We start from the raw sequence: 21,184 nt of genomic DNA, 5'->3' as shown, positions 1-21,184 counted from the left end.
GCAATGGTGAGGAGCCGACCATGCTGTTCCCGCTTCCCCTTCTCGACGCGCTGCGAGACTCGCCCGGCGGCGTGGCGTTCGAGCACGGGTCCCGGACCGTCTCACGGGGTGAGCTGCTGGAGATGATCCGGCGGCTGGCCGGCGCGCTGGCCGATGCCGGGCTCGGGCCCGGCCGGGGCGTCGCCATCCGGACCGCCGTCTCGCCGGAGGCGTTCGCCGCGCACATGGCCGCGCACGCGCTGGGCTGCCGCGTCGTGGGCGTCCGGCCCGGCTACCCGGCCGCGCAGCTCGCCCACGTGCTGGGGATGGGGGTCGACGTCCTGCTGGTCGACGGGTCGCTTCCCACGCTGGTCGGCGGGTCGAGCGCGATGCCTGAGGGGCCACTCGACCGGTTCAGCGCGGTACCTGTGCCGGCCGACCGGTCGAGCGCGGTGCCCGAGGGGCGGCTGCCCGTCCTGTCCTTGGCGGAGTTGCTGGCGCGCGCCGACGACGGCCGCCCCCTCGCCGTCACGGCGCGCCCGGACGACGTGGCCGCCCTGACCTTCACCAGCGGCAGCACCGGGCGGCCCAAGGGCTGCGTGATCACCTACCGCGCGCTGAGCGAGCACTGGGCGTGGCAGCCCCGCGCATGGGGCCCGGTCGCGGCGGCGCTCGCCGCGTCGTTCGGGCGCTACCTGCTGTTCGGCACCCTGGCCAGCATGGTCGTCATGGAGTTCCTGGCGCCGTGCCTGCTGGGCGGTGGCACGGCGGTGATCCCGGAGGACGACGGGCGGCCGGTCTTCCCGTACGCGATCGAGCGCCACCGGATCACCGGCTCCATCATCACCGTGCCCCGGCTGTACCAGATGCTCCGGCTGCTCAAGGATGACCAGGTCGACGTCGGCAGCCTGCGCGCGCTGATGGTCTCCGGCTCCCCGCTCAGCCCGTCCCGGCTGGCGGCGGCGGCGGAACGGCTCGGCCCGGTCGTCTACCAGGGCTACGGCCAGACCGAGGCGGGCAACATCGCGATGCTCACACCCGCCGACATCGCCCGAGGCAACGTGGCCTCGGTGGGCCGGCCGCATCCGGGGGTCGAGATCAGCGTTCGGGACGAGGCGGACCGGGAGGTGGCCGCGGGAGAGACCGGCGAGATCCACGTACGCAGCCCGTACCTGATGTCCGGCTACTGGGGGCAGCCGCAGGAGAGCCGCGACACGCTGCGGGACGGCCGGCTGCGCACCCGCGACCTGGGCTACGTGGACGAGGACGGCTTCCTGTACCTGGTCGGCCGGACCCGGGATGTGATCATGGTGAACGCGATGGTGGTGTACGCGGGTCCGATCGAGCGGGTGCTGGCCGCTCATCCCGACGTGGACGAGGCGTACGTGGCCGGGGCGCCGGACGAGCTGACCGGCGAGGCCGTACACGCGTTCGTGGTGCCCGCCGCCGGGCGGACCCCGGACCGCGACGCGCTGACCGCCCTGGTTCGCGCCGAGCTCGGCGACGACAGCGTGCCCCGGACGATCACGGTGGTGTCGGCCGTACCGGTCGCCGCCAGCGGCAAACCGGACAAGCGCGCCCTGCTGGACCGGCCCGGCGGGCGGATGCTCTGAGCATTCTCTGAGAATCGCCCGCCAACACTGAGGTCGTCCGTTTCATGACATCGCTCGTTTCATGACATCGCTGTGACGGAGGCCTACGTGCCGGACAACGCCCTCGACTACCTGGTGATCGGCGCCGGCCCGGCGGGGCTGCAACTTGGATATTTCCTCGAAAAGGCGGGCCGGTCATACCAGATCCTGGAAGCCGGTCCCACGCCGGGCATGTTCTTCCGCACCTTCCCGCGCCATCGCACGCTCATCTCGATCAACAAGAGGTACAACGGAACCTCCGACCCGGAGCTCAACCTCCGGATGGACTGGAACTCCCTGCTGTCGGACGACCCGGACCTGCTGTTCACCCGCTACAGCGACCGCTACTTCCCCGCCGCCGACGACATGGTCCGCTACCTCGCCGACTACGCCGCCGCGTGCGGCCTGCGGATCGTCCACGACGCCCGCGCCGTCCACATCACCCGCGCGCCCGCAGCGGGCCCCTTCCGGGTGACCGACGAGCGCGGCCGGACGTACGAGGCGAAGCGCCTGATCGTGGCGACCGGGGTCAGCCGGCCCAACGTCCCGGAGATACCGGGCATCGAGACCGCCGAGCTCTACGGCACGGCCGCCACCGACCCGGCCGATTACGTGAACCAGCGGGTGCTCATCATCGGCAAGGGCAACTCGGCCTTCGAGACGGCGGACAACCTGGTCGAGACCGCCGCGGTGATCCACGTCGCGGGCCCGAACTCGGTACGCATGGCGTGGCGCACCCACTTCGTCGGCCACCTGCGCGCGGTCAACAACAACTTCCTCGACACCTACCAGCTCAAGTCCCAGAACGCGGTGCTGGACGGCTCCGTCAAGCGGATCGAGCAGCAGGCCGACGGATCGTACCTGGTGACGGTGAGCTTCGCCCGCGCCGACGAGGTCACCAAGGACATCCCGTACGACCGGGTGATCGTCTGCACCGGCTTCCGGTTCGACGCCTCGATCTTCGACGACGGGTGCCGTCCGGAGCTGATGATCCGGGACCGGTTCCCGGCGCTCACCCCCGCCTACGAGTCGGTCAGTGTGCCCGGCCTCTATTTCGCCGGGACGCTGACGCAGTCCCGCGACTTCAAGCGCGGCACCAGCGGGTTCATCCACGGCTTCAGGTACGGCACACGCTCGCTGCACCGCGTCCTGGAGCACCGCTACCACGGCGTCCCGTGGCCCGGCCGCGAACTCGCGGCAGAGCCGGAGGCCATGGCGGCGGCGGTGCTCAACCGGGTCAACCGCTCCTCGGCGCTGTGGCAGCAGTTCGGGCTGCTGGCCGACGTCATCGCCCCCGACGGCCGGGGCGGTGCCCGCTACCTGGAGGAGCTGCCGGTCGACCTGGAGGGCTCGCCGATCGGCGACGCCGGCCACTTCGCGATCACCCTGGAATACGGGCCGGAACACGACAAGGTCGACCCCTTCGACATCGCGGTCGGCCGGATCCGGCAGAGCGACTCCGCGCGTGCCCACGAGGGCCACTACCTGCATCCGGTGGTGCGGCATCACCGGCCCGGCGCGCCGGCCGCCGTCCACCACATCACCGAGAACCTGGAGAACGACTGGACCTCCCCGGAGGTGCACGTCGCGCCGCTGCGAGCCTTCTTCGCCCGCCAGGCCGCCTCGGTGCCGGCGTGATGGAGACGCCGGGCGAGTTCGAGGCCGGCGAAATGGACACGCTCGGCGATTTCGAGAACGGCGAGATGGACACGCTCAGTGAGTTCGAAGCCGCCGCCCGCGCGCGTCTCGACCCCGCGCACTACGACTACTTCGCCGGTGGGACCGGTGACGAGGTCACGCTGCGGGCCAATGAGGCGGCGTTCGACCGGCTGGCGCTGGTACCGCGGGTGCTGCGCGGCGCCGGGAAGCTCCAACTCGGCGTCACCCTGCTGGGCAGCCGCGCGGCCATGCCCGTGCTGGTGGCGCCGACCGCGTTCCACCGGCTGGCCGACCCCGAGGGCGAGCGGGCCATGGCGCGGGCCGCCGCCACCGCCGAGACGATCATGATCGTCTCCATGGCGTCCACGGTCGCCGTCGAGGACGTGGCCGCGGCGGCGCCGGGGGCCAAGCTCTGGTTCCAGCTCTACATCCAGCCGGACCTGGCCTTCACCGAGACCATCGTCCGGCGGGCCGAGGCGGCCGGCTGCACGGCGCTGGTCGTCACGGTGGACTCCCCCACCATGGGAGCGCGGCCCCGGGACCGGCGCAACGGCTTCCACGACCTGCCCGAGGGCCTGTGCTGCGAGAACCTGCGCGACGGCGCCCGGGTGCGGCCGATCGTCATGTCGCCGGAGATCTCCTGGGCCCACCTCGACCGGCTCAGGGAGATCACGGCGCTGCCGATCGCGCTCAAAGGCGTCGCGCATCCCGCCGACGTACACCTGGCGCTCGACCACGGCGTCTCGGCGCTGGTGGTCTCCAACCACGGCGGGCGGCAGCTCGACACGGTCCCGGCCGCCGTCGACCTGCTGCCGGACATCGTGGCCGCCGTCGGCGGAACCGTCCCGGTGCTGCTGGACGGGGGTGTGCGGCGCGGCACCGACGTGCTGAAGGCGTTGGCGCTGGGCGCCGCCGCGGTCGCGGTGGGCCGCCCGGTGATCTGGGGGCTGGCGGCGGACGGGGAGCGAGGCGCGGGGCGGGTGCTCAGCCTCTTGCGTACGGAGGTCGAGCGGGCGCTCACCCTGTGCGGCTGCGCGTCGATCGACGAGCTCGAACCGGGGATGGTGCGACGGCCGTGGTGACCGTGCCTGTCGGAGTGGCTGGGGTGACCGGGGTTTTGACCTGGGTTTTGACCGTGGTGGCCGCGGCGCTCGCCGTCGCCGCGGTCCTGAGCCTGCCGTGGTGGCTGCCGGGACGGATCGTGGCACTGCGCGTACGGGTCTTCAACCGGGTCAACGGGGACGAGGGCATCCCGGTGCCCGGCGACCTGGTCGGGATCGAGCGGTTCAAGGAGGTCTACTCCCATCCGGCGGCCGCTGGCCGGAGCAAGGGCGCCGCACTGTCGGACCTGTTCTGGTACTGGCTGGCGCCCGGCCCCGAGATGCACCAGGAACACCTGGAGACGGGCGAACGGTATGACGCCGTCGCCCGGGCCACGCGCGGCTTCCTGTCCATCCCGCGTACGGAAGCGGAGGAGCTGACCCGCCGGTGCGTCACCCGGACGTTGCGGGAGGCGGGCGGGCTGGTCCGGCTGCGCGACCTGATGATGCCGCTCTGGGCGGAGTTCTCGTACGAACTGGTCTTCGGCAGGCCATGCCCGCGCACGGCCCGCGACCTGATCGCCGGCAACGCGAACGACGTCGTCACCTCGCTCAAGTGCTGCGGGCTGCGGCACATGGACCGGCGCGACCGGCTGACCCGGTATCTCATGGACCGGCTGCCCCTGGTGCGGCAGCCGCTCCCCGAGGGGTTGACGGCCCGGGAGCAGGCGCTCTACCTGCAGGGGGCCTTCTTCAACACCGCGGTCGTCCAGCTGTCGGAGGCCATGGCCCACCTGCTGATGGTCCTCGCCCAGCACCCGGACGTACAGGCCGGGGCGTTGACGGGCGGCCCGCGCTACCTGGACCAGGTGATCGCGGAGACGCTGCGGCTCTACCCGCTCTTCGGCATCGCCCATCGCGTCACGACCGGCGACATCCCGCTGGACGAGCGCACGGTGATCCCGGCGGGCTCGGTGCTGTGCTTCAACTACCCGGAGTTCCACCGCGCCGGCTTCACCGACCCCGACCACTTCGACCCCAGCCGCTTCGACCCCGACCGGTCCGACCCGGCTCACTTCAACCCGGCCCGCTCCCACCCCGACCGGTTCGACCCGGCCCACCCCCGCCCCCACCGGACGGCGGTCCGTGAGCTCAACCACATCCCGTTCGGCGTCGCCGCCAATCGGCCGTGCCCGGCCTGGCGGCTGGCGCCGATCGCCATGCGGGTCGCGGCAGAGGAGATCCTGCGCCTGTACGCCCTGGACTCCACCGCCTCCCACACCCGGTCCCTGCCCAGCCGGGGACCGTGCCTGCTCACCCCGCGCTACGCCCGCAGGAGTGCCGCCCACCGGCCGCTGCTGCTGTTCGTGCGGTTCAGGGACCGCTGGGAGGACGTCTGGCGCAGCCTCGTCCAGCTGGTCCTCGGCACCTACATGGTCTGGGACGCGCGCAGGCAGCGGCTGTGCGAGCGCCACTTCGCGGACGACAGCCAACCGGTCGCCCACTGACCATCCTGGCCGGCCGGTCACCCACTCACCGTCCCGCCCAGCCGATCACCCGCTGACCGCCCCAACCGACCCGTCACCCAACCGATTTCCCGGATTGCGAGCGGAAGGAATGGTATGCCCACGATGGCCCTGGTCGCCGCCGGTGACCCGAACCTCGAACTGATCCTCAAGGTGTTGCCCGCCCTGGTCGTCATCCTGCTGACCGCGGCCGTGTGCGGCCGGCTGGCGCTGATGGTCATGCAGCCGCGGGTCCTCGGCGAGATGGTGGCCGGCGTCCTGCTCGGCCCGACCCTGTTCGGCTGGCTGTTCCCGGAGGCCCAGGCCGCCCTGTTCCCCAAGGAGGTCCGGCCGGTCCTGTACGTGCTGAGCACCATCGGGCTGACGCTGTACATGTTCCTGGTCGGCGCCGGGCTGGACCACAGCGCGCGCTCGCCGGGCGAGGTCCGCCGGGGCTCGCTCCTGGCCGTCTCGGGCATCCTGCCCTCCCTGTTCCTGGGCTCCTGCACCGGCCTGCTCCTGTGGGACGTGCTCTCCCGCCCGGACGTCAGCCGGTGGGAGTTCGCCCTGTTCGTCGGGGGCGCGCTGTCGCTGACCGCCTTCCCCATGCTGGCCAGAATCCTGTACGAGCGGAAGCTGGAGAACTCCCCGCTCGGCCGGCTCACGCTGATCGCGGCCTCCATCGACGACGCCCTGGCGTGGTGCATCCTCGCGGTGCTGTCGGCGGTCCACCTCGGCTCGGGCCCCGGCGGCGCCCTGCGCACCATCGGCCTGGCCACGGTCTTCGCGGTGGTGATGCTGACGGTGGTCGCCCGGCTGCTGCGTCCGCTGGGCCGCGGTCTCGCGCGAACCGGCCGGCTCGGCCCCGGCGCCATGTACGTCGTCATCCTCGTACCGCTCACGGCGGGCTGGCTCACCGACTGGATCGGTGTGTACGCGGTTTTCGGCGGCTTCCTCGCCGGACTGACCATGCCCCGCGATCCGGCGTTCCGCCAGGTGCTGCACGGCCGCATGATGGACGTCGTCTCGACGCTGCTGCTGCCGGTCTTCTTCACCTTCTCGGGGCTGAACACCCATCTCAACGGCATCGCCGGGGGCACCATGCTGCTGGCGTTCGCGCTGATCCTGGTGGCGGGCTTCAGCGGGAAGTACTTCGGCTGCTCGCTGTCGATGAGGGCGATGGGCTTCAACTGGCGCGAGTCGTACGCGGTGGGCGCGCTCATGAACGCGCGAGGGCTGATGATCCTCATCTTCATCAACATCGGCCTGGCTCAGGGCATGATCACGCCGGAGCTGTTCGCCATGCTGGTGCTCGTGGCCGTCATCACGACCGCGGGCGCCCTGCCGCTCTACAAACTGGCGCTGCCCGAACGCCTCGAGCAGGCCAGGAGAACCGACCCCGAACAGCCCCGCCCTCTGGAGGAGCAGACAGCCGCCGCCCGGCCCACCATTTCCTGAAATGTCAATACTTGTCGGGACCCTGGTAATTCTGCGGCGGTGATGCAACGGTTGATCCGTGGCTGGGACATCGAGTACAGCCGGCTCCCCCGCCCGTCGGCTGCTGCTCGTGGAGGATGACCGCGACCTCGGGGGCATGTTGGTGGACCTGTTCACCGACGAGGGCTATACGGTCGACCTGGCCCTGGAGGGGCAGCGTGGCCTCCACCTGGGCCTGAGCCGCGCCTACGACGCCATGATCGTCGACCGGGGCCTGCCGGTGGTCGACGGCATCGACCTGCTGCGGCGGCTGCGCAGGCAGGCCGTCACCGTGCCGGTGCTCGTCCTCAGCGCCTTCGGCACGGTCGCCGACCGGGTCACCGGGCTCGACGCGGGCGCCGAGGACTACCTGGTCAAGCCGTTCGAGATCGACGAACTGCTGGCCAGGGTACGGGCGCTGCACCGCAGGAACCTGGACCAGGCCGGGCTGCTGCCCGTCGGCGCGGGCTGGCTGGATCCGGAGGCCCACACCGTACGGCTGCCGACCGGCGAGCAGGTGACCCTGTCCGGCCAGGAGGCGCGGCTGCTGCACGCGCTGGCGATCCGGCCGCGGCAGGTGCATACACGCGCCTCACTGCGGCAGCGGGTCTTCGACGGTGCCCGGACCGAGGCGATCGTGGACACCTACGTCTACTACCTGCGCGGCAAGCTGGGGGCGGGCATCGTCAGCACCGTACGAGGCGTGGGCTACCGCCTGGGTGAGCTGTGAGGGAGCAGCCGGCCACCGATCCGGGGCGACGCCCGCTGATCCGGGCCCACCGCCGGGACACCCTGGCCGATCCGGAGCGGCGTCTGCTGATCCGGGCCCGCCGGCGGGTCACCGTGCAGGTGGCGGGCGCGATCTCGGTGGTGCTCGCGCTCTTCGGGGTGATGGTCTACTGCGTCACCGTGAGCGACCAGAGCGCCTCCGCACGGCGTGACCTGGCCGCCGCGACGCAACACGGCTCTATCGCCCACCCGCCCCCCTGCGTCTGGCTGTTCGAACTGCGCGACGGCACCGTACAGGCCTCTCCCGGCGCACCGGCGGCGCTCCCCCTGCGCACCGCGCTGTACCTGGCCGCCGCCGGCGGCGAACCGCAGGTCACCCAGGCCGAGCTGGCCGGGCAGAGCTATCTCGTACGCACCGAGCGGCGCGGTGACGTGGCGACCCAGGCGGTGATCGACCTTCGCTACCAGGCCGCCGAACGGCAACGCCTGCTGCGCACGATCGCCGCCGCCGAGCTCACCGGGCTGCTGGCCGCGCTGCTGATCGGCCAGGTCCTCGCCCGCCGGGCGATCGCGCCGCTGGGCGAGGCCCTGGCCCGCCAGCGCAGGTTCGCCGCCGACGTCAGCCACGAGCTGCGCACCCCGCTGACCCGCCTGCACACCCGCGCCCAGCTCGTGGCCCGCCAGCTGCGGCGCGGCACCGACCCGATCCTGGTCATCGACGAGGCCGACCAGCTGGTCACCGGCAGCCGCCAGCTGGGCGAGGTGGTCGAGGACCTGCTGGTGTCGGCCCAGTTCAGGCAGCTGCGCCGGCCGTTCGTCCCCGTCGACCTGGCGGCGCTGGCCGAGGAACTGGCCGTCGCCGAGGCGGCCCGCGCGGCGGCCCACGGCGTGACGATCGAGGTACACCGCCAGGGCCTCGACCCCCACACCGTGCGCGGGGCGCAGTCGGCACTCCGCCGCGTGATCTCCGCCCTGCTGGACAACGCGCTCGGCCACACGAGTGCGGGCGGCCACATCTGGATGACGGTCGTCGGCGGCCCGGAGGTGGTGGAGCTCACGGTGCGGGACGACGGGGTGGGCCTGGATCCCGCCGACTCCGAGCGGCTGTTCGCCCGGTTCGTCGGCCAGGGCTTCGGGCTGGGGCTGGCCCTCGTACGGGAGGTGGTGGACGGGCACGGCGGCACGATCACGGCGGACGGGCGGCTGGGAGCGGGAGCGGTGTTCACCGTCCGCCTCCCGGCGGATCCCACCGCCCCGCGCCGCCCACCGCCCAGAAGCGAGCCCGCCGACCGCTCTGATCGGGAACCGGAGCGGCGCTTCTGACCCTCGCCTGCCCGCGCGTCAGTCATCGACACGCAGGGGGGCGCGCCTCAGGACGGTGGCGCAAACTGCCATCGGGTCGACTCGGCCAATACCGAGCGCGCGCCATCGAAGTCCGCGAGGCGGGCCGCGACCGTCGTAACCGCGAGCCGTTCCGGCAAAACCGCAGCAAACTTCAACCCGTTGACCGCCCGACGATCTACGTCCGGCAGTACGAGAATCGCACCGTCAGCCGAGTTGGCGCGAGCCTCACGCCAGGTGGCCAGCGTGAGATCCTCGCGCAACCGTACAGAGAAGTCCGTGGGCCTCTGCACCGGATCGGCGATGGAGGGCAGTGTGGCAGCCAAGGTGGCGTTGGCCCGGTAGCCCGCCCAGGTCCACCAGCGCACGTCGTCGCCGACCCTCGTGATCAACGTACCCCCAGGATGCGCGACGCCCGGAGCTTCCTCCTCCCGCCATTCCACCAGGCATGTCCGGGCCCGACGAGTGAGCGACACCGGGGGATCCGCCCCAAGCAGAACATCCCGCATGGCACGCGTCAGAGCGAACGAGAGCCCAGAGATCCCATTGGAGGTCCATTTGGCGACACCGCCTCTGTCTGCCGGCTCGACGAAGACCCTCTTGCGTGTCCAGTCGATGAAGTTCACCCGCCAACTCCGGCCCCCTAGAAGCAGGAGGCGCGGTCCTTCCTTCTGCTCGGTCAGCACGGAGGTATCGGCCTGCCCGATCTCCTGGCGCCCCGCCAGCACGGTGAACTGCGGCGCCGCGGTGAAGGACGCGGTCAGCTCGATGAAGTGCCGCCGCCCGAAGCGCCGCTCGGCTTCAGGCCCTATGAACAGGAGCCCGCTGTCTTCATTGAGCAGCCCTTCGGCGACCAGATGACGCAGGATGGGAGCGGCGGAGCGATCAAAGGGCGGAAGTCCGTTCCATTCCTCGGGCCAGGTCCGGTCTCCGATCTTGAGTTGCTGCAGGGTGACCGCCAGCAATTGCTGGGCGACCAGGTGACGCGGCTCGGGTGGCGGAATCACCGGCTCCACCCAGCCCCGGCCCCACAGCAGCAGCAGGCCTGCTGCCTGCAGCAGTGCTTCCCGCCTCGTTGCCAGGAACAGGCAGTTGCGTACGCTTCCTGCCCGGCGCCCGGTGCGTCCGATCCGCTGCAAGAACGAGGCCACCGTACGGGGCGAGTCGATCTGGATCACCCGGTCCAGATCTCCGACGTCGATGCCGAGTTCGAGCGTGGAAGTGGACACGATGACGCAGTCACGGGCCTCGGCGAACGCCTGCTCCGACCTGGTGCGTTCCTCCACCGCCAGGGAGGCGTGGGACAGAAAGACCATCACGTCGCGAGCGCGTAGGGCCGCTCCCAGCTGCTCCACCTGCCGCCGGGAGTCGCAGAACACCAACCGCTTCTCGCCGCGGTGCAGCGTGGCTATCAGTTTCGCGGCGTTCTCCAGCGAGCCCACATAGTCGAGTTCGACTTCACCGCTCGGGCGGGATGCTCCCAGGTCTGGCGCGACCACCCGGCCATTCCGCTTCCCCGTTCCGGACCCCTGCAGCCAACTGAGCAGGTGATCTGGATTGCCGACGGTTGCCGACAGGCCGATCCGCTGGATGGGCTGTCCCGTCACCCGCTCCAAGCGCTCCAGTACGGCCAGCAGATGCCAGCCGCGATCATCTCCGGCGAAGGCGTGCACTTCATCGACGATCACCGTGCGGACCTGTCCCAGGAGATGGGCATGATCGGTCTTGACCCCGATCAGCATCGCCTCCAACGACTCGGGAGTGGTGAGCAGAATGTCCGGCGGATCGGTACGGACCCTTCGCCGCATCGACTCACGCACGTCACCGTGCCAAAGCTCGGCCCGTCGTCCAACCCATTGGGCGTAGGAGTCGATACGAGGGGCCAGGTTGTTGAGCAGAGCCTTCAGCGGGCACAGGTACAGCACCGACACCCCGGTCCAGCGATTCCGCGTCATCGCGGACAGGATCGGGAAGCAGGCCGCCTCGGTTTTGCCGCCCGCGGTCGGTGCGAGCAGCACCGCGTCCTCACCGTCCATCAGCGGTTCGATCGCCACGCGCTGCAACGGTCGCAGATCGGGCCAGCCGAGTGTGTTGACGATGTGGTGCAGCACCACCGGGTCGAGCCGATCCAGGGGATCGGCCATCACAGGTCCAGGTCGATGTCGTCGGCCGATGTGGCCAGGTTGCGTTCGACGTCGGTGAGCTCAGCGTTGGACACGGTCAGCCGGTAGTGCCGACGGGGGTCGAAGTCCTCGAACTGGTCGATCCGGTCGAGGACCTCCCCGATGAGTTTCTTCAGGAAGAGCCGCGGAGCCACGCCGGCCTTCCCACCGAGTGCTCCACCCACTGCCTGCGCCAGGTCGGCGATATAGGCGTCATCGGCCAGAGTCTTGATGCGCTCGGCCGCCCCGACAGCGTACAGATCGCGGATGGTCACCCCGAGATCCACCAGCGAGTCCATCGTGAAGCCGGCCAGCCGGATCTGAACCGCGCGCGGATTGTCGAAGCGCGGGTCGGTCGAGAAATCGGTCGCCAGCCGCTGCGCCAACGGCGGGAGTCGCTGGACTCCCTGCCGCCCATCATAGAACGCCGGAGTCCCGGTGATCACGAGATACAGCCCTGGAAAGCGCCCCGAATGCACCTCGTCAATGAGCTGGCGAAGCGCGTTGAGCGCCTTGTCGCGGGCATCCGAGCGCACTCGCTGGAGGGTCTCGACCTCGTCCAGTACGACGAAGAGCGCCGGATGCCCGGTGTCCCGCAGCACGGTCAGCAGCCCCTGGAGGAACCCGAACGCCCCGAAGTGGTCGAGATCGCCGCGCACCCCCGCCGCCCGGCGCGCGGCGGCGGCCACGTGTGGTTGGCCGCCAAGCCAGGACAGAACTGCCGAAGCCGTGGCTTCGTCCCCCGCGACCAGGGCCGAGCGGTAGCCGCGCAGTGCGGCCGCGAAGGAGGGCGCGTGCCGCGACACCTCGGCCAGCCGGGCGGTCAGCAGCTTCTCCACCTCGGCGGGCAGGTCCGCTTCCGTGGCGCCCGCACCCAGCGCGTCCTCTTCCAGAGCGTAGAACCACGCGTCCACCACCGGTCGCAGCGCGCTCGGCGGGAAACTCGCGGTGGTGAGGCGCTCGGTCAGCCGCCGGTAGACCGTCTCCAGCTTGTGAAGTGGGGTCTCGGTCTCGGAGATCTGGATCTCGGAGACGGCGAAGTTGCGGCGCTTGGCACGTTCCCCCAGCCACCGGCTGAAGAACGTCTTGCCCGAGCCGTACTCCCCTCGGACGGCTTTGAACACCGACGCGCCCGAGGCGACGGCGTCCAGCTCCGCGTCAAGCGCCGATTCGAACCGGTCAAGGCCGGTGGCGAGCAGATCAAGCCCGCTTTCGGGCACGGCTCCGCGGCGCAGCGCGTCGATCACCGCACGCCGGCGTGCGGTGCTGACCTGCGAAGACCGGACAGTACTCATGTCGCCTAGTGTCCCAGCTCGAACTGATCTCGAAGCAGTCCAGTGTTCAACCGCAGCGTCCGCCCGTCCGGCAGAGTCTCCAGGACCTGAACCCCGTCATAGTTGAGAAGCTGACGCAGCACGGCCGCGAAGCCGTCGGCTCGGGTGGGCGGATAGCCGATGCGCTGTGCCAGAGCGGTGGCGGGAAGGGTGCCGGTGTCGAGCAATGCCCGCACGGCGGTCTCGACCTTGTCCATGGGCGGCTTCCGGGCCAGCAGGCCGACCTGTTCCTTGAACATCTCAGACACGAGGAGCGCCTCGACCAGGACGTCGTCAGCCGACCGCAGCCGGGGGCTGAGGAGGGCGTCCTGCCCACCCGGCTCCAGCACCACGTCGAAAAGGGCCGCGTGCGGCTCAGGTCGCGGTTTCGCTCGCTTCGACGACCTGGACGGCTTCTTCGGCTCCGGGATCGGCTCAACCGCGGCGACCACGCCCGGCTGCAGAGACCACCAGCCCGGCCGTTGGTCGCCGAGTTCCCGCCATCCTCTCGGTGGTTCAGCGCCGAAGGGCAGGAACGCCAGCACGGGGATGGTGAACTCGGCGAGCGAGGCACCGCCGTGGTATCCGGCCTTCTGCGCGGTGTAGCGGGAGTCGGCATCCCACAGAGCCACGATGTCGGCACCCGGTTCGGGCCACACCACCCGGGGCCCGGACAGCGTGATCTCTGTCTCGCCCAGCGGGCCGCCGGGATTCCGGTGCCGCGCGGATCCGATGCCCTCGCCCTCGAGTCTCACTCCGTGCCGGTCCACGACATGCCCGTGATCACTGGTGATGATCACCGCCATTCCTTGTTCGGCGGCCGTCCGCAGGAGCTCCCGCAGCTTGCCGATCTGGTCGAGCCGCCAGGCGCCGTCGCCCAGCTTCTGCTCCTTGGCCAGCTTGTCATCGATGGTGTTCAGTACCACCGCGACATGGGTGCGCTGATCGGAAAGCGCTTCGGCAAGCTCCGGCCCGAACGGGTCTCCGACCGTGTCACCTCGTAGGTCGTCCTTGTGGAAGACCGCAGCAGGAGCCCCACCCCAGAATCGGTGCCCGGGAAACAGCCGCTTCTCATCAGCTTGAGTGCCTTTCATGAGCTTGCCCGCGAACAGTGACGTCCGTGACACGGCGGTCAGCGTCGGGAGTGCCGCGGCCATGGCTCGGCGCCGAGGCCGGCCTTCGGCGTCGGGCACCGGGTCGTACTCGGCCCAGTGGCGGCGCAGCTCCTCGCTCAGCTCTGCGGCGATCGCGGCGCTCATGCCATCCAGGACCAGTAGCAGCAGCCGTCGTCCCGCCTTGGCCGCCGCCAGTGGCCGGACCACGCGTCCCAGGAAAGATTCCACGGTCAGCATCGAGCCGGGGTCGGTACCCGCTGCGGTCCACCTGGCCAGTGTCCTGGCGAATGAGCCGTCGAGCTCCCGCCGCCGCTCGCGGACACGAGCGCCCAGTCCGTCGTAGGCGGCCTTCAGCACCGGATCAGGGTCGCCTCCGGACTCGATGTGCTCCAGCGCCTGATCCACCCAGCCGGTTTCGGCGACGTGCCGCTGCACCGCCACCGCGACCGTCTCGACCTCCATGCTCGGCTCACCCGCGAGCCACTGCGCCAGCCGCTGCCCCATCCGGGCGCGCTCGATCCGCACCCGCACATCAGGCTCGGCAGCCAAATGGTGGGTGTCCAGCTTTCCGACGGCTTCCGCGATCGTCCGCGGCTCTCCACCTGCCAGAGCGTGGCCGGCTGAGACGAACCACGCCCGGATCCCAGCTGCCAGGAAGGGACTGAACGCCGCTTCGGCCTCGGCGCCGAACTGCCGTGCCAGCAACTCCGCCCGGTCCAGGACCATGCTGGTGATCCGGCGCGCTTCGCGCGCCCGTTCCTCGTCGGTGTCGGTACGACTCACACCGAGCAGCACCGCCACGAACTCCTCGCAGGCTCGTCCGAACGCGGCCACGATCGTGTCCAGAACCTCGCTTCCTGCGGGGAACTGCTCGCCCAGCCAGCGTTCGGCCCGGCCTCGCGCCCGGTAGGTTTGCGCGTCGGCCTCAGCGTGCTGCCACAGCGCCGCGCAGACCAATCCATACGGCACCGCCTCGGCGCCGTGTTCGGCTGTCACCAGCGCCAAGAGGGCTTGTCCTGCGACTCCGGCCTGATCCTCCTCCCCGAGGAAGGTGATCAGTCCGTCGCGTTCCGGACCGCGCAGAGCGAGCAGCCGCTCCGGCCCTCCCGGTGTGAGCGACCACGACAGCAGTGCGTAAATGTCCAGGTTGTCGCCTAGCACCTGCTCATGTTCAGCGTCGTAGCGTCCGAGGCGGAGTCGACGCAGCGCAAGTTCGGCGAGCGCCGTCCGACGCGACAGCACCCCGCCTGCCAGTGGAGGCCAGCCCGCCGGTGGGGTGGCATCCAGGATCGCCTCAGCCGCCCAGTTGGTGTCTCGCAACCTGGGATCCACCTGCTCGGCGCCGAAGGCCTCCCGCACGACGTTCCAACTGTCGACGGCCTCGATGCGCTGTCTGTAGACGTGGGCGAGGATCGCCGGGTCCAGTTCGGGCTGTTCACGATCGGTCAGCACCACCAGGACCGCCGGGGCGTCAGCCGTCGCCTTCAGATGCGCGAGCACCAGCTCATGGACGGCCAGTGGCGAGGCGGCTGTCGCGACGTGGACTCGCTGGCCAGAGCCCAGGAGCACCTCATCTGGCCCTTCCCAATGAGGTGCGGAACGCAACAGCACGACCCGTCGGCGTCCCGCACCCCCCAACGAGGGAGCCAGAGACTTGTGTGAGGTCAGGTATTGGGTGACCGTCGTGGCGTTGAGCCGGACCGTGCCCAGAGTTGTGCCCGTGGTGCTCATCAGTCCACGACCCGCCAGTTGATCTCGATGGTGGCTCCCGGCCGCTTGACGGCCAGCTCCGCCAGCTCGGACTCAAGATCGGCAACCGCCCTGGCGACCGTCGTCCTGCGCTGGCCGCTCGATCGGCGCGCGGAGGTGTCCACGGGCACCTGAGGGTGGCTGGTGGTCGTGGTCAGGTCCACGTTCTCGGGACCGGGAACGACCGGAGGTCTGGGCGGATCCGACGGGGGCTGCGCGTCCTTCTGATTGCGCTTGATCAGCGCGGTGACCTCACGGCGTGTCCGGTTCAGCGCTTCGATCAGATCAGCCGTCCGCTGGTCGGCCCGAGCCACTCCGCGCAGAGACTCCAGCAGGGCCTGCCCTTCGGCGCCCTGCCCCGATGCGAGGTCGAGGGTGTCCCATGAGGCTCCGGCCAGCGCTTGGGCGACGTCGTGGGCCCGCTTGACGGACGTGCCGTAGCGGTCGGGGCTCACGGGGCCGAGATCGAACGCGGCCAGGGTCTCGATGGTCTTCTTCGCCGAGGACGACGCGGTCGCCGTCAGCGACTTCAGCAGGTCGAGCGAACGCCGCGCGATGACGAGCCGCCCGGTCTCATCAGTCGTCTCGTCCAGCTCGAGGAAGGTGGAGTGGTGCTCCAACTGCGTCACCAACCCGGCCGCCGTCTCCTGGTACTGGCGGGCGGCGGTGAGGATCTGCCGGGCGAACTGATGCACCATCCGGCCTCGCCGAAGCGTCGGTGCCTTGTCACCGAAGATGGTCTCGTATCGCTGTCTGGCGGCGTTCCACTCGTGCTCGCTGGGCAGCGGCTGGCTGCGCAGCGCGTCTCCTGGCTTGATCTGCGACAACTCGGGGGCGGGGTCCAGCGGGACGCCACCGCGTACCCACACCCGGTCGTCCATCTCCGCGAACGAGGCGGCGACCAGGTTGACCAGGAACGGCTCCAGTCCACGCTTATCCGGCTTGTCCATCCAATCGATGAGTTTGATCAGGCTCAGGTCCCCGGTGACACCTTCGGTCTGCGCCATGCGCCGGAAGTGGTCGGCCCAGCGGTGGGACAGCTCGAAGTACGCCTCCTTCTGCTGACCGAGCCCGAGCGGAGCGGCTACCCGCTCCATCAGCTTGCGGTCCTTCGACGGCACTTCCACCCGCCCATCCCGGGCCTCGGCGGCAGCGCGGACATGGGTGAAGACCGTCTTGGCGTCGATCGGTTTCACCGCGACCCGGCTGCCGTCCTGGTCGAGGTTCGGATGCGCGGGGAACTGCGCCGCCATTAGCTTGCCGGCGACCGCGCGGACGGCCTCGTGCATCGACTGACCGAAGGCCAGGGTCAGCTCACCGACGTCACGCAGGGAGACGAGATGGTCGTCGAAGCCCACTTCGACGTCGGCCTCCATCTGCTTCGCCAGACCGTATGCCTGTTTGAAGGCGCCCCTCACGTGTTTGAGCAGCGCCGCCTTCTGGCTTTCCAGCAGCCCTTTCGCCCGAGCCCGGTTGTCGGGGCTGAGGTGCGCCGCGTACTGCGTGGCGAACCGGTTGTCATCGAACAACGCCTTGTCGATGATCACAAGCCGCTTGAAGTCTTCCATTCGCTGGGCGGACAGGTGGGTCGGCACCCACGCGAGCGTCCGGCTGCGTTCGCGCTGCCGCTCTCCCAGGAGACGAAGGCGGTTGACGTCGTCGACCGGGCCGTAGTCGTTCTCATCGAAGGGCAGGTCAACGATGATCCGCCATTGCCCGTCGATCTGTGGCTGCAGATCGTGATCGAGCAGTTCGTCCTCGTCCGCGATGTTCCCGAAGATCACTTCTGCTGTACGGCTGGAGCCGCGCCACACGAAACGCAGCTCGTCGGCACCAAACCGGCCGTCGGTGTGTTCGACGCCGAGGTCCTCGATGAGCAACCTCTTGGCCAGCGCCATCCGGTTGCCCGGGTTGTTGTTGACCGCGGCGTTGGCGATGACCGTGTCGACGTCGATGCCCGCGAGCTCCAGCCGCACTCCGGCCGTGGGGCCGGTGCCGGTCTCCTTGATCTCGGGGAAGCGGGCAGCCCATTCGGCCACCTTGTTCTTGATGATGCCGACCTCACTGCCCGGGATCGGCGCCGTGACCGAACCGTGGTTGAGCGCGCCGAGGCGGCGAATCGTCAAATCGCTGAGCGCGGGGACGCTGGGGGCCAGCGCGGACAGCAGCAGGGTGCACACGAGTTGGTTGTCGCCGACGAACACCTTGCATCGCTGGGCCAGCTGCGGGTCGGAGATGCTCTCGGGCCGGTGCAGATATTGCTCGATCTCGTCTTCGGTGACATTGGCCGAGGTCAGGAGGTAGGGCCGCAGCTTGATCTTGTAGAGCTTGTCGGCGGCCTCGAAGACCACCTTCAAGCTGTCGACGAACGGCTTGTCGCCACCGTCCGCGATCACCGGATACAGCTCACCCACCGGGACAAGCTGCCCCAGCCGCAGGTCGTCACGATGGTTGGCGAGCAGCTGCCCCATCAGCTTGAGACCGGTGCGGGAGCGCTGCAGGGCCGATGAGATGTGAACCAGGGTGTCCATGAAGGCGGGCGAGAACGGGTAGGTCAGGCGGAAGGACTCCTCGTCCGCTCCCGTCATGCCCTGCTCGGAGCCGAGCAGGGTGTCCCACACCTGCGGACCGACCCTCTTGGTCTGCGCGAAAGCCTCATCGATCAGCGCGGCCTTGCCCTCCTTGGGCCGCAGCAGCCGGGCGTGCGCGATCTGCGGGAGATTTCGATCCTCCAGGGTGATCTTGTCGAAGCGCCCGGAGGCCAGATTCAGGGTGTCCTGAATCGAGGACTCCGCAGCTCCCGCGTCCACTTCCTCTCCGACCAGTTCCCGCAGGTCACGCTGACGCGCGATGAAGGACACCACGGGGATGGCGCGCCGCGCGTCGCCACCCTCCACAAAGTTGGTGATCTTACTGGCTTCCCGGGCCACGAACTTCTGGTCGTGGATGAGCGTCGCCAGCCAGAGGATCAGCTCGTCCAGGAAAAGGATCAACCCGTCATAACCGAGCGACTTGGCATGCTGGGCGATGACGGAAACGCCGGCATCCAGGGAGATGAAGCCATGCTCGTCCTCGGCCGCGTTCTGCGCGAAGCCCGGTAGCAGGCTCGTGCTCGCGTCCTGGACCAGTTTGGCCCGCAGTTCGGTAGGGGTGGTCGGATGCACCAGGTTGAGCGGCTCACGAGGGGTGCCGTCCGGATCGGCATTGTCATGCCACTCCTCGGCGGCCAGCGCCTGGTCGAGCAGCTCAGGTGTCCAGGCGAACGACTCGCCCCAATCATCGTCCTCGCCGTCGTCACCGCAGCCGAGACCGCCGATGACCGCGGCGTCGCCCATTCGCGCCCGCATGGCACGGATGTCGGTGAACAGCGAATCGGTCCGGTAGACCTGCGGAGTGGGGGCGTCCGGGTGCAGCCTCCTGATGTGGCTGACATAGCCGCCCAGCACGCGCTGTTCCATGGCCTTCGCCCCGAGCATGTGGTACGGCACAAGCAGGAACTTCTTGCCGTCGTTGACCAGCCATTCGTGCTTGGTCAGCACCTTGTCGAAGACTCCCATGGCGCGGGCTTCGCGCCTGCCGCTGAGCAACGCGTACAGCACGGCCATGAAGTGTGACTTACCCGAGCCGAACGAGCCGTGCAGATAGGCGGCCTTCGACGTGTGACCGTCGAGCGCCGATTTGATCAGCCCGAGCGCCTCGTCAAAGTTGTCCAGCAGCCGCTCGGTGACCACGTAGTCCTTGAGCGCGTGCTCTGCCCCCTCAGGGGTGACCGCGTCGGCCAGGCGCAGCACGAAGTCGGAGGTGGAGATCGACTCCTTGATGTCGATGACTTCACGGAGCAGCGGCTGCTGTGCCATGGGCGGGCTGACCTCTCCTTCTCGGGGTTACGCGTAATTCTCCTATGGTCGCCGTTCCCGGCGCCTGCACAGGCCCAACCGCAACCGATTTGGGCCCTTTCACCTGGGTTTTCGTCGCTACGGTTTATCGTCTTCTGCTTGACGACGAGACGTTGACCGCCGATACTGAAGCCGTCCGAAAGGACACTTACTCTCTGTGCCGGACATAGGGGCCGGTAGTAAGCACAGCTGAGGGGCGGGTCCAGCGGACTCGCCCCTCAGTCATGTTCCCAGCCTGCTGGAAATCGCCTGGAAGAGCGGAAGCCCCTCTGCGGTGGCGCCTGCCGCCACGGTCACGAAGCGTGACCCGATCCCCGCTCGCTGGCTGCGGGGAAGCCGAATCACCACCGGCGAGCCGTCGGTCAGAAGACCCTTGACCACGCCACTGCCCGGGATGCCGCCAGTCACTTCGGCGACCTGCGGCACAAGCACCCCGGCATCCGCACGGGTCGGCCCGCCCTCCTGCAAGCCACCAACAAAGCGCGCCCGCCGATCGTCGGCCTGCACCAGCACGGCACGACCGATGGTCATGTTGTCCACCGGTACATCGATGACGCAGCGAGGGCCGAAATCCAGACGGACCTCCGCCTTGGTCGGGCCGATCCGCTCGATCAGCACCGCTCGCACCAGACTGCGCTCACATTGAGCTCCAGCCGTCCTTCCCAGCGCCACCATCGGAAACTCGATGCTTCGTTCCCCCAGATCCACCCCGACCGGGTAAAGCGGGTGCCTGCTTTCCCGAACCGGGCGGCGGCCGCCGAACTCCTGGGGCAGCGCACTGCCCTGCGCTCCGGACGGATGCCGAAGCTTGATGACATCGCGCCCGTTGCGCTTGGCCGTCCCTGTCACGGTCCATTCGTGGCAACGGTCCCAGCCGTGAAACGCGAACTGAGCCACCGTGTCACGGACTCCATGACCGATCAGACCTCGGGCGGCAGTCATCGTGGCGATCGCTGCCTGGCCGAGCAGCAGCCAGTAATCCAGCTCGCGGTTGTGCACAACCGACGGAGCGGCCGCGTAGACCGGAACGTCCAGCCCGTGCGCGAAGTCGAACATCGGTGTGAGGTCCGAGTCCTTACTGAGCAGCACGATCGCCCGTGCCGACGACTCGCCGTGCCGGACAGCGTAAGCCTCTTCGGCGATCGCGCGAGCGCACAGCACATCGACCTGCTTCTCCTCCGGCTTGCCGTACCGGTCGCGCAGATAGCCCTCAAGAACGATTCCACCGGCCGCCCTGACCCTGTCGGCGTAGTCGCAATTGTCACGAATCGCTTTCGCCAGCCGGGATTCAGGCGCGACAGAGCCCTGCGACCTGGTGCCGGTCGCGACGATCACTTTCTGTACCGCGAAGCCGTACCACTCCAGCGCCAGCCGGACACCGGCCACGTCCGGGTTGCGGCGCTTGCCAAGCACCTCTTCCGCCTGTCCGACGAGGTTGCGCGTGTCGATGATGACCGTCGCCGGAATCAATGTGCGGAAGGAACTTCCCTCCATCGACGCAGTGGACATCACTTCCGCACCCTTCGCAGGCAACCGCGACCCATAAGCTTTACCGCACCATCAGCGACCCCAGACCGAAATCATAACGT

General features: G+C 69.4%; 12 protein-coding genes. 7 read left to right on the top strand and 5 right to left on the bottom strand.

Annotated features, from left to right (window positions below):
• Positions 1-20: 20 nt before the first annotated feature.
• From AB0L53_RS35435 to AB0L53_RS35405, 7 genes are all read left to right on the top strand, one after another.
• The gene (locus tag AB0L53_RS35435; protein WP_364003508.1) at positions 21-1,592 is read left to right on the top strand and encodes a fatty acid--CoA ligase family protein; all 1,572 of its coding nucleotides are present in this window, start codon (positions 21-23) and stop codon (positions 1,590-1,592) included.
• Positions 1,593-1,664: 72 nt separating this feature from the next.
• Complete coding sequence (locus AB0L53_RS35430) at positions 1,665-3,248, top strand: NAD(P)-binding domain-containing protein (RefSeq protein ID WP_364003505.1); 1,584 nt, start codon at positions 1,665-1,667, stop codon at positions 3,246-3,248.
• On the top strand, positions 3,248-4,351 hold the full coding sequence (locus AB0L53_RS35425) for an alpha-hydroxy acid oxidase (RefSeq protein ID WP_364003747.1): 1,104 nt from the start codon (positions 3,248-3,250) through the stop codon (positions 4,349-4,351). Before AB0L53_RS35430 ends, AB0L53_RS35425 begins: the two co-directional genes overlap by 1 nt.
• Positions 4,348-5,817, top strand: coding sequence for a cytochrome P450 (locus tag AB0L53_RS35420; protein WP_364003502.1), 1,470 nt, complete (start codon positions 4,348-4,350; stop codon positions 5,815-5,817). Before AB0L53_RS35425 ends, AB0L53_RS35420 begins: the two co-directional genes overlap by 4 nt.
• A 114-nt stretch (positions 5,818-5,931) precedes the next feature.
• Positions 5,932-7,272, top strand: coding sequence for a cation:proton antiporter (locus AB0L53_RS35415; RefSeq protein WP_364003499.1), 1,341 nt, complete (start codon positions 5,932-5,934; stop codon positions 7,270-7,272).
• 58 nt (positions 7,273-7,330) lie between these two features.
• Entirely contained in the window at positions 7,331-8,020 is a 690-nt protein-coding gene (locus AB0L53_RS35410; RefSeq protein WP_364003496.1) for a response regulator transcription factor, read from the top strand.
• Entirely contained in the window at positions 8,017-9,342 is a 1,326-nt protein-coding gene (locus tag AB0L53_RS35405; RefSeq protein WP_364003494.1) for a HAMP domain-containing sensor histidine kinase, read from the top strand. Before AB0L53_RS35410 ends, AB0L53_RS35405 begins: the two co-directional genes overlap by 4 nt.
• A gap of 47 nt (positions 9,343-9,389) precedes the next feature.
• Here AB0L53_RS35405 and AB0L53_RS35400 read toward each other — a convergent pair whose 3' ends face one another.
• The 5 genes from AB0L53_RS35400 to AB0L53_RS35380 form a co-directional block, all read right to left on the bottom strand.
• Complete coding sequence (locus AB0L53_RS35400; protein ID WP_364003491.1) at positions 9,390-11,504, bottom strand: DEAD/DEAH box helicase; 2,115 nt, start codon at positions 11,502-11,504, stop codon at positions 9,390-9,392.
• Positions 11,504-12,817: a BREX system ATP-binding protein BrxD gene (gene brxD, locus AB0L53_RS35395; RefSeq protein WP_364003488.1), complete on the bottom strand. Its 1,314-nt coding sequence runs from the start codon at positions 12,815-12,817 to the stop codon at positions 11,504-11,506. Before brxD ends, AB0L53_RS35400 begins: the two co-directional genes overlap by 1 nt.
• A 5-nt stretch (positions 12,818-12,822) precedes the next feature.
• Positions 12,823-15,681, bottom strand: a complete 2,859-nt coding sequence (pglZ, locus tag AB0L53_RS35390; RefSeq protein ID WP_364003485.1) for a BREX-2 system phosphatase PglZ — start codon at positions 15,679-15,681, stop codon at positions 12,823-12,825.
• Positions 15,681-19,556, bottom strand: coding sequence for a hypothetical protein (locus AB0L53_RS35385; RefSeq protein WP_364003482.1), 3,876 nt, complete (start codon positions 19,554-19,556; stop codon positions 15,681-15,683). The genes pglZ and AB0L53_RS35385 overlap by 1 nt, the downstream gene beginning before the upstream one ends.
• Before the next feature lie 261 nt (positions 19,557-19,817).
• On the bottom strand, positions 19,818-21,104 hold the full coding sequence (locus AB0L53_RS35380) for a hypothetical protein (protein WP_364003479.1): 1,287 nt from the start codon (positions 21,102-21,104) through the stop codon (positions 19,818-19,820).
• Positions 21,105-21,184: the final 80 nt, after the last annotated feature.

Origin of the sequence: Nonomuraea sp. NPDC052129 (genome assembly GCF_040680095.1) — a bacterium.
Classification (GTDB): Bacteria; Actinomycetota; Actinomycetes; order Streptosporangiales; family Streptosporangiaceae; genus Nonomuraea.
The sequence above is the reverse complement of the archived record's forward strand: the minus strand, read 5'-3'. Positions and strand labels throughout refer to the sequence as shown.

Excerpts from the sequence above, each read along its gene's own strand:
- AB0L53_RS35435 (WP_364003508.1), top strand. The coding sequence starts at position 21 with ATGCTGTTCCCGCTTCCCCTTCTCGACGCGCTGCGAGACTCGCCCGGC.
- AB0L53_RS35425 (WP_364003747.1), top strand. The coding sequence starts at position 3,248 with ATGGAGACGCCGGGCGAGTTCGAGGCCGGCGAAATGGACACGCTCGGC.
- AB0L53_RS35415 (WP_364003499.1), top strand. The coding sequence starts at position 5,932 with ATGCCCACGATGGCCCTGGTCGCCGCCGGTGACCCGAACCTCGAACTG.
- AB0L53_RS35400 (WP_364003491.1), bottom strand. The coding sequence starts at position 11,504 with ATGGCCGATCCCCTGGATCGGCTCGACCCGGTGGTGCTGCACCACATC.
- brxD (WP_364003488.1), bottom strand. The coding sequence starts at position 12,817 with ATGAGTACTGTCCGGTCTTCGCAGGTCAGCACCGCACGCCGGCGTGCG.
- pglZ (WP_364003485.1), bottom strand. The coding sequence starts at position 15,681 with ATGAGCACCACGGGCACAACTCTGGGCACGGTCCGGCTCAACGCCACG.
- AB0L53_RS35385 (WP_364003482.1), bottom strand. The coding sequence starts at position 19,556 with ATGGCACAGCAGCCGCTGCTCCGTGAAGTCATCGACATCAAGGAGTCG.
- AB0L53_RS35380 (WP_364003479.1), bottom strand. The coding sequence starts at position 21,104 with ATGTCCACTGCGTCGATGGAGGGAAGTTCCTTCCGCACATTGATTCCG.